This window comes from Pseudomonas sp. G1002, from assembly GCF_013385455.1.
In the GTDB taxonomy this organism is placed as follows: domain Bacteria; phylum Pseudomonadota; class Gammaproteobacteria; order Pseudomonadales; family Pseudomonadaceae; genus Aquipseudomonas.
The window spans coordinates 81,435-87,682 of sequence record NZ_JACAPY010000015.1; the positions used below are offsets into that span (position 1 = coordinate 81,435).

The window sequence follows — 6,248 nt, forward strand, 5'->3', positions numbered from 1 at the left end:
ACTCGAGGACTGTTACTGAACAGTCAAACCAAGCATGGAGGGCGTATGGTCGAAAAAATATCTACAGGTCATCAAACGGATGGTGCACCAGAGCCGGAGGCAAAACACAAAACATCAGGCTCCAATTCCGACATTACCAAGATAGCTACCACTCTTGGTGGGGCCGCGGTAGGTAACATGATTTTTCCTGGAATTGGTGGGGCGATAGTTGGCGGTTTAGTTGGAGCATTGATTGGCAGGAAAGCCGCCAAGGATGAGGCCAATGGAGATTGAGCTTGATGATGCAACTTTGGTCTTTGTCGTCGGCGCCATAGTTTTGATGCTGATTTACTTTTGCGTTTCGTGGCGTGTCCGCTTCAAGCCTGATCTTCAGCATGCCGTGATCATTTGCACCGCTTGGGCTGGTTTTGCTCCTGCGTTGTATTTGGGGTTTCAAACTTGCGTTGCAAAGGCGGCGGACTTGGGTGTTCTCTCAAACCAGAGGGTTACAATTTTAATTGGTGTTGCCGTGGTTATGTGGGTTTCGGTTTCGACGGTTTACGGAGTCTTTGCGAAGCTACGAGAGTCGGCCCCAGTCACGGGGGGATTGACAGCATCCAGACTGCCTTAAGGGAAATGATTGAGCCGGTGATAGTTTTGGCGATATGCCTTGCCTCGCAGTAAGGCGCGCTGCGCTATTCCGATAATGGATTCGAACAAGGCCGCTTCCCTTATCTGATTTCAAGCTGCTTCAGCTTGGCGCTCGGCAGTACGCCACGGGTCATTGGCGCGAGCAAGCGCAGCCATCGGCGGCGGGCTGACGCTGTTACCGCACATGTGCACCTGTTGTGTCTTGGTGAACGGCTTGCCGTCGGCGCCGTGGCTGATGATGTAATCAGCGGGGAAGCCCTGAGCCTTGTACAGCTCGGACGGCTTCAGCATCCGCAGGCAGATGTCGACGATCACGTAGGGCGTGCCCTTGACCATCACGGTGACCATCGCCAGGCGGTCCTTGGTGGTGATCGTCGGCGCCGGCGAGTCGCAAGCGTTGATGTTCTCCGTGCCGTAGTAGCTGATCAGGAAGGCGGCGACACGCAGGGCGCCGGCTTTATGCTCTGGCGAGAGGGTGAGCGACACCAGTGAGCTCTTGCCGCCACCACCGGCAGTGATAGTCGGCGCTGGTTCTTCCAGGCCCTGACCAATGCTGCCACCGAATGCCCGCTCCATGAATGCGCTGACCAACCCGTGGTGCTGGCCGCTGGCGCTGACAGTGTGCAGCGGGTCGTTTACGTCCCGTGCATCGCAGTTTCCGTGAAAGTGCACTAAGTTCGCTACCGCGAGCTGTTGCTGGCTGCCGGTGTTGGTCACCGTGGTCATGGGTTCGTGCATGCCCTTGGCGTGCGTGGTGTTGAATCCTCCGTTTGCCTGGATCATCACCGCGGCGCTGACGGACTGGCCGCCGCCGCTGGCAGTGACGGTGCCCACCGGGCCACAGATGTCATTGATCCCGTGGGAGCGGCGCTTGTTTGCGCCAGAACCTTCGCCGTGCCCGGCCTGGACGATGCAAGCCGAAGCCAGCGCTCGATGGTTCTGGGTCATTAACGTTCCGGTGGGCTGATCCACGCTCACCGGTTTGCCGGAGTACTCGGGGCCACCGGCCCCAACCATCAGCGGGCTGATCAGCGTCAGCTCGCCGCGATTTGCGCAGGTCACCGTCGGCAGCGGGTCGAGCGGGTTATTGATTCGGTCACTACCCTGGTGCGTTGCCGGTGCAATGATCGGGCTGACCACCGAGAAGGCGCCGCCCTTTGGGTAGGAGGTGATGGTGCGCAGCGGCTCGTCGGCCGACTGCACTGCCTCGCCGGACCAATTGGCAATCGGCACAATGAACGGCGCCGCGCTGTCGATGACGAATTTCTTCATGCCCTTGGCGACGCGGCGCAGAGTGGCCGGTGCTAGGTCTTTCTTGCGGCCAAAGATGCTTTTTCCCAGGTCGGTGAAGTCGATGCAGTCAGCGGCAGTTTTCCACTTTTGCTGACCCTTGACCGGGTTCTTAGCGTGGGTTGGCTCCGGCCACACAATCGGCTGGCCATCGCACCGCGCAATCATGAACAGGCGTTCCCGGCTGGTCGGCGCGCCGAAGTCGCAAGCCTTGATGACTTTCCACTCAACCACGTAGCCCATGCCCTCCAGCAGGGCCACGAATCGGCGCCAGGTCCGGCCGCGCTGCTTCGGGTCAGGGATCAGGAACTGCTGGCCAACCGGCACAACCTCACCAGGTGCGGCAACGTCGCCGCCGAGTTTCACTACCCGGCCGGTGGCCTTGTCGCGCTTGGCGATCAAGCGGCCCCACTGAAGAATCTGCTTCACGTTCTCCAGGCTGATCACCCGGGGCCGCTTCATACCTGCCCACTTGAGCCCGATCCATGAAAGGTTCCGGATCTCGCGCTTGCGCGGTTGACCGCCGGCGGCCTGGCTGTGGTGGGTGCAGTCCGGCGACATGTGGAACCAGCCGACGGCCTTGCCGCCGCATTCGGTATCCGGGTCACCCTCGAACACGTCGGTGGTGAAGTGCCTGGCACCCGGGTGATTTACGGTGTGCATACTGATCGCTTGTGGGCTGTGGTTCTTCGCCACGTTCACCGTGCGGCCCAGGCCAATCTCCAGGCCGGTACCGGCACCACCACCACCGCAGAAGAAGTCGACAACGATCTCATCGTCCTGAGGGTTGAAGCCGAGTCCGTATTGGGTTTTGAAATCGAAGGGGTGTTTCTTCTGTTGTGCGGACATAGGGGATCCTCGCCGGTATAGTTCCGGGATCTACAGGGGAGTGGGTTATGGGGTTGATTACTGTGTGGGAAGGATTTCTATGTTGGGTAGAACTTCACCCGGGTTTGGCATCATGGATTCAGGCGATTTTTTCCGTAATTGCTATAGCTGCGGCAGGATACTTTCCTGTTGCGCACGAACGAAAAAGAGAAAATCGTGGGCGTATAAACATGCTTAGAACGCTTGGGTATGTGGCCCACACGCTGGAGGTACTCATCTCTGGACTTGCAGACGCTCTCGCGGAGAAGGATTTACAACAAAGGTGGCGTGTCAGCGCCAACGACAGAAAAATTCGTATCATCGGACAGGCACTTAATGAAATTCCGGTGAGCTTGCTGGTGGGCGTTGAGCTGCATTTGCTTGCAGACCTGAGATTTGCCCAAGAGTGCGCACTTCAAATTGATGGTTTTATTAGAACGGTTTCCCCGGAGGACACCAGCAACTTGTTTGAAAACGTGGAGTACATTCATATTTGTGCGAGCTGCCTTATTGACGTTCAAATTGCTCAGGAGGCTGTGGAGGGGTTGACTAAAAGCTACGTGTGATTTGGTAGGCAGCGATCCTCGCCTTCTGGCGTGATTCGTTGATATGGGGTATTACGGGTGACCGACATGGAGCCGGATCAAGCAGCTTGAGAAATCGGCACGGCCTTCAGGTCATCTTTTTCGTCAGCGTCACCCAGATAAGGCTTCAGCTCCGCACGGGTGTACTTGCCAGCCCTGATCGTGTCACTGGTGTATCCGCTGTAGTTGGGCCGGAAATACACCCCGTCTTTCACGTTAAGAATCATGAACAGCGGCTCAGGCTCAGGAAAAAGAACCTTGCGCAAAACCTCGGCTCGCTGATAGTTCATCCCGGCCACTGCTCTGGCTATCATGTCTTCCAAGCGCTGGCGGCGGGCCCGCTCGTTTTTCTTGGTCCTGATGTCCGCAGGACGGTCAACAAAAAGCTCAAAGCACGCCCTGTTGGTGTATCCGTATTTGCCGTAAGCCACCCACCACATGTTGTTGATGTTCACGAACGCGGTGCCCTGGTGCCAGCGGCCTTTGCGGTCAGTCGTCCAAACCTTCGAGCCATGCTGAATGGTTTTCTTGTCGCCCGATACCGAGTTGTAATCGGCAGCGGGAATGTCTGGCGGACCGAAGCGGCGCTTGCTTACATAGTCGGCATTTATCCACTCGATGTTGGTCATGCCGCCTAAACCGCACTTCCGATCTGACGCCTTGAACGTGTAGCCGGTGAAGACGTTGCAAAGATAGTCACGAATGCGCGTGCGGGTACGCTGCATTTCCAGGCGAGCCAGGTACGGCATGTGCTTTTCTTTGTCGCTTTGGTACCGCCCGCTATGATCAGCGCGATCCGGGGTGTTCACGGCCTGGAAGAACTCCAGTTCAATGCTGCGCCCGCGGATCTTGAGGTCGGCTTGCAGATCGCCTTTCACGCAATGGCGTGAATTGTTGCCAGTGAATATGTGGGTCTGCTCGCCGACGGTCCATCCGATACGATTGAGTGTTTGAATGATCCGCTTGAACACTTCGCGCTTGAACTTGCGCTCCCAGATCACCTTGGCGTCCCACTCGCGAGGAATACCTTCCTCCCACACAGCCAGGCGCGCCTCGCCGAACGACACGCGACCTTCGCGTTGAATTTGCATTGGATTATCTCCAGTCAGGCGCCGCCCTCCGTGACCGGTGGTGGCAATTTGGTTTGGGTTGGGATAGTTTTCTGAAAAATTTAAATTCGAAGAGATCTAGTCCATGGACGAGAAGACGTTGGATAGCGGCGCACAGGTTCTGGCCCAATTCCGGGATTTCATCGATGGGTGCTCGGGTAGAACCAAATGGGCATCTGTAAATGCGGTTTCTCATATTGAGAAAGCGATTGAGATATCTTCGATCGATCCAATGATGGCTGCTTTTCGGGCAATCTGTGCGGAGGAGGAAGCGGCTACAGCTCTAATATCGTCCCTAAAAGAGCAGAATTATCCAGGTTCTTCAAAGTTGTACTTTAGGCATCATGCGCACAAGCACGCGGTAATATTATTTGTCGGTACAGTTATTCAATGGTTTGGTAATCGAAAAGCACAAGCAGGTGATAATTTCGGCCAGCACCGCATATTCTTCGGTCAAGTGGACGGTCGTGTCGGGCTGCACTTGGGGTTGCAGCTCGGAAATTCGGATATGCAGGTTCAGCCGACGCCACCACTGCACATAATCATGCAGGGAGAAAGGACGCTCGCTGAAGAGTTTCAAGATGAGATGAAGCTTCTCCTAGGATTTGAAAAAATATCTGAAATTCGCACCCTCATTGAGCAACGTGCGAACTTCAGGAATACCATTCTGTACGCGACACCTGAGGGCGTTCCCAAACCGGCGGGGAACGTAAACACCTTCATTCAAAACCAGATCGGCATCGTCAACTCTTTGTTTACTGCGCTGGCCCTCATTGATCCATGGAGGGCTCCTAAGTATCCGAACTCTGGAATCGTCACCGTATCCATTGAGGTCTTTTCAGCGCTAATGGAAAGGGTCACGAAAGATTAATCACATGTATGGCTGGCTCGATGATCTCGTCGCCAGGGTCTTTCTGGATGGCGAGCAAGCTTTTATTGCGGAATTCGCGCGCCACGTTCTGCGATATCTCAATTTCGTGGCGCGGCGGATTCAGTAGAGGTTGGCACTTCGCAGCGCCCAGCGCGTGCAGGTGGTGGATCATCAGTGTCATCGCCTCGCCCTGCTCAGTAATGCCTGACCACTCCATCAGGTCGGCCAGCGCCTTGCGGGTGCCGGGGCGAACCCTGAGCCTCAATTCCTCTTCGGCATTCGCCACGCGCTTCCTGGCAGTTTTCTCCGAGCGTTTTTTCTGCGGCACTGCTGCCATGGCCTACCTCTTCTATTCCGCTGGCCGGCAGTGCGAGCCAGGTTTGTCGTTTGCGTTGCTGGGTGCGTGCTATGCGGCGCATGAAGTGCTGCCGCGTTGCGCTTTGGGGTAGTCGATGCCGTGAGCGGTGATGATCCGCTCGAAGGCCTTGTTGCCGATCGCCAGCTTCCCGCAGCACTGGCGCCGGGTGATGCCCAGTTCCAGGAAGGCGCGAATCCGCTCGGCGTACTTCGCGTCGCGGGCCTGAACCTGTTCGCTTCGAACTGCGCCGTTGGCGCCGCCCCGGGTTGGCTTCTTGAAGGTGATGCCGTACTCCTTTGCGAAGCTGTAGAGGGTGCGCCGGCTCAGGCCCAAGGCAACCGATGCTTCCGTTTGCGTGTGCGTGGCTCCCAGTTCCCGAATACGCTCGGCAAGCTCGTCGCGTTCCTGCTGGCGTATATCTTTTGAGTGCAGGGGCAGGGGGGCCGCTTCAACCCGCCGCCGAACAAATGGCTTCGGCGCCGGCGGCATCTGGTTGCTGTAGGTGATTGGTTTGGGCTTGTAGCCGATGGGCGCCGCTT

Annotated in this window: 8 protein-coding genes; 4 read left to right on the top strand and 4 right to left on the bottom strand. The window is 56.8% G+C overall.

Features of this window, described 5'->3' with window-relative positions:
• Nucleotides 1–45: 45 nt before the first annotated feature.
• Both HX801_RS06200 and HX801_RS06205 read left to right on the top strand, forming a co-directional pair.
• Nucleotides 46–273, top strand: coding sequence for a hypothetical protein (locus HX801_RS06200; protein WP_177021786.1), 228 nt, complete (start codon nt 46–48; stop codon nt 271–273).
• Nucleotides 263–610 (top strand): hypothetical protein, encoded by a 348-nt coding sequence (locus tag HX801_RS06205; RefSeq protein ID WP_177021787.1) that lies wholly within the window; start codon nt 263–265, stop codon nt 608–610. The genes HX801_RS06200 and HX801_RS06205 overlap by 11 nt, the downstream gene beginning before the upstream one ends.
• A 110-nt stretch (nt 611–720) precedes the next feature.
• Here the strand turns inward: HX801_RS06205 and HX801_RS06210 are convergent, their stop codons facing one another.
• Nucleotides 721–2,769 (bottom strand): DNA cytosine methyltransferase, encoded by a 2,049-nt coding sequence (locus tag HX801_RS06210; RefSeq protein ID WP_177021788.1) that lies wholly within the window; start codon nt 2,767–2,769, stop codon nt 721–723.
• Nucleotides 2,770–2,816: 47 nt separating this feature from the next.
• Between HX801_RS06210 and HX801_RS06215 the strand changes: the two genes are divergently transcribed.
• Complete coding sequence (locus HX801_RS06215; RefSeq protein WP_177021789.1) at nt 2,817–3,353, top strand: hypothetical protein; 537 nt, start codon at nt 2,817–2,819, stop codon at nt 3,351–3,353.
• Nucleotides 3,354–3,430: 77 nt separating this feature from the next.
• On the opposite strand, the gene HX801_RS06220 is transcribed toward HX801_RS06215, so the two are convergent.
• On the bottom strand, nt 3,431–4,462 hold the full coding sequence (locus HX801_RS06220) for a hypothetical protein (protein WP_177021790.1): 1,032 nt from the start codon (nt 4,460–4,462) through the stop codon (nt 3,431–3,433).
• 103 nt (nt 4,463–4,565) lie between these two features.
• On the opposite strand from HX801_RS06220, the gene HX801_RS06225 reads away from it, so the two are divergent.
• Nucleotides 4,566–5,351 carry a hypothetical protein gene (locus HX801_RS06225; protein ID WP_177021791.1) on the top strand — a complete coding sequence of 262 codons (786 nt, stop codon included), beginning with the start codon at nt 4,566–4,568 and terminating at the stop codon, nt 5,349–5,351.
• Here the strand turns inward: HX801_RS06225 and HX801_RS06230 are convergent.
• Entirely contained in the window at nt 5,338–5,688 is a 351-nt protein-coding gene (locus HX801_RS06230; protein WP_177021792.1) for a hypothetical protein, read from the bottom strand. The genes HX801_RS06225 and HX801_RS06230 overlap by 14 nt on opposite strands.
• Nucleotides 5,689–5,757: 69 nt before the next feature.
• Nucleotides 5,758–6,248, bottom strand: a 491-nt coding sequence (locus HX801_RS06235) for a hypothetical protein (RefSeq protein ID WP_177021760.1), incomplete at its 5' end; no start/stop codon positions are given.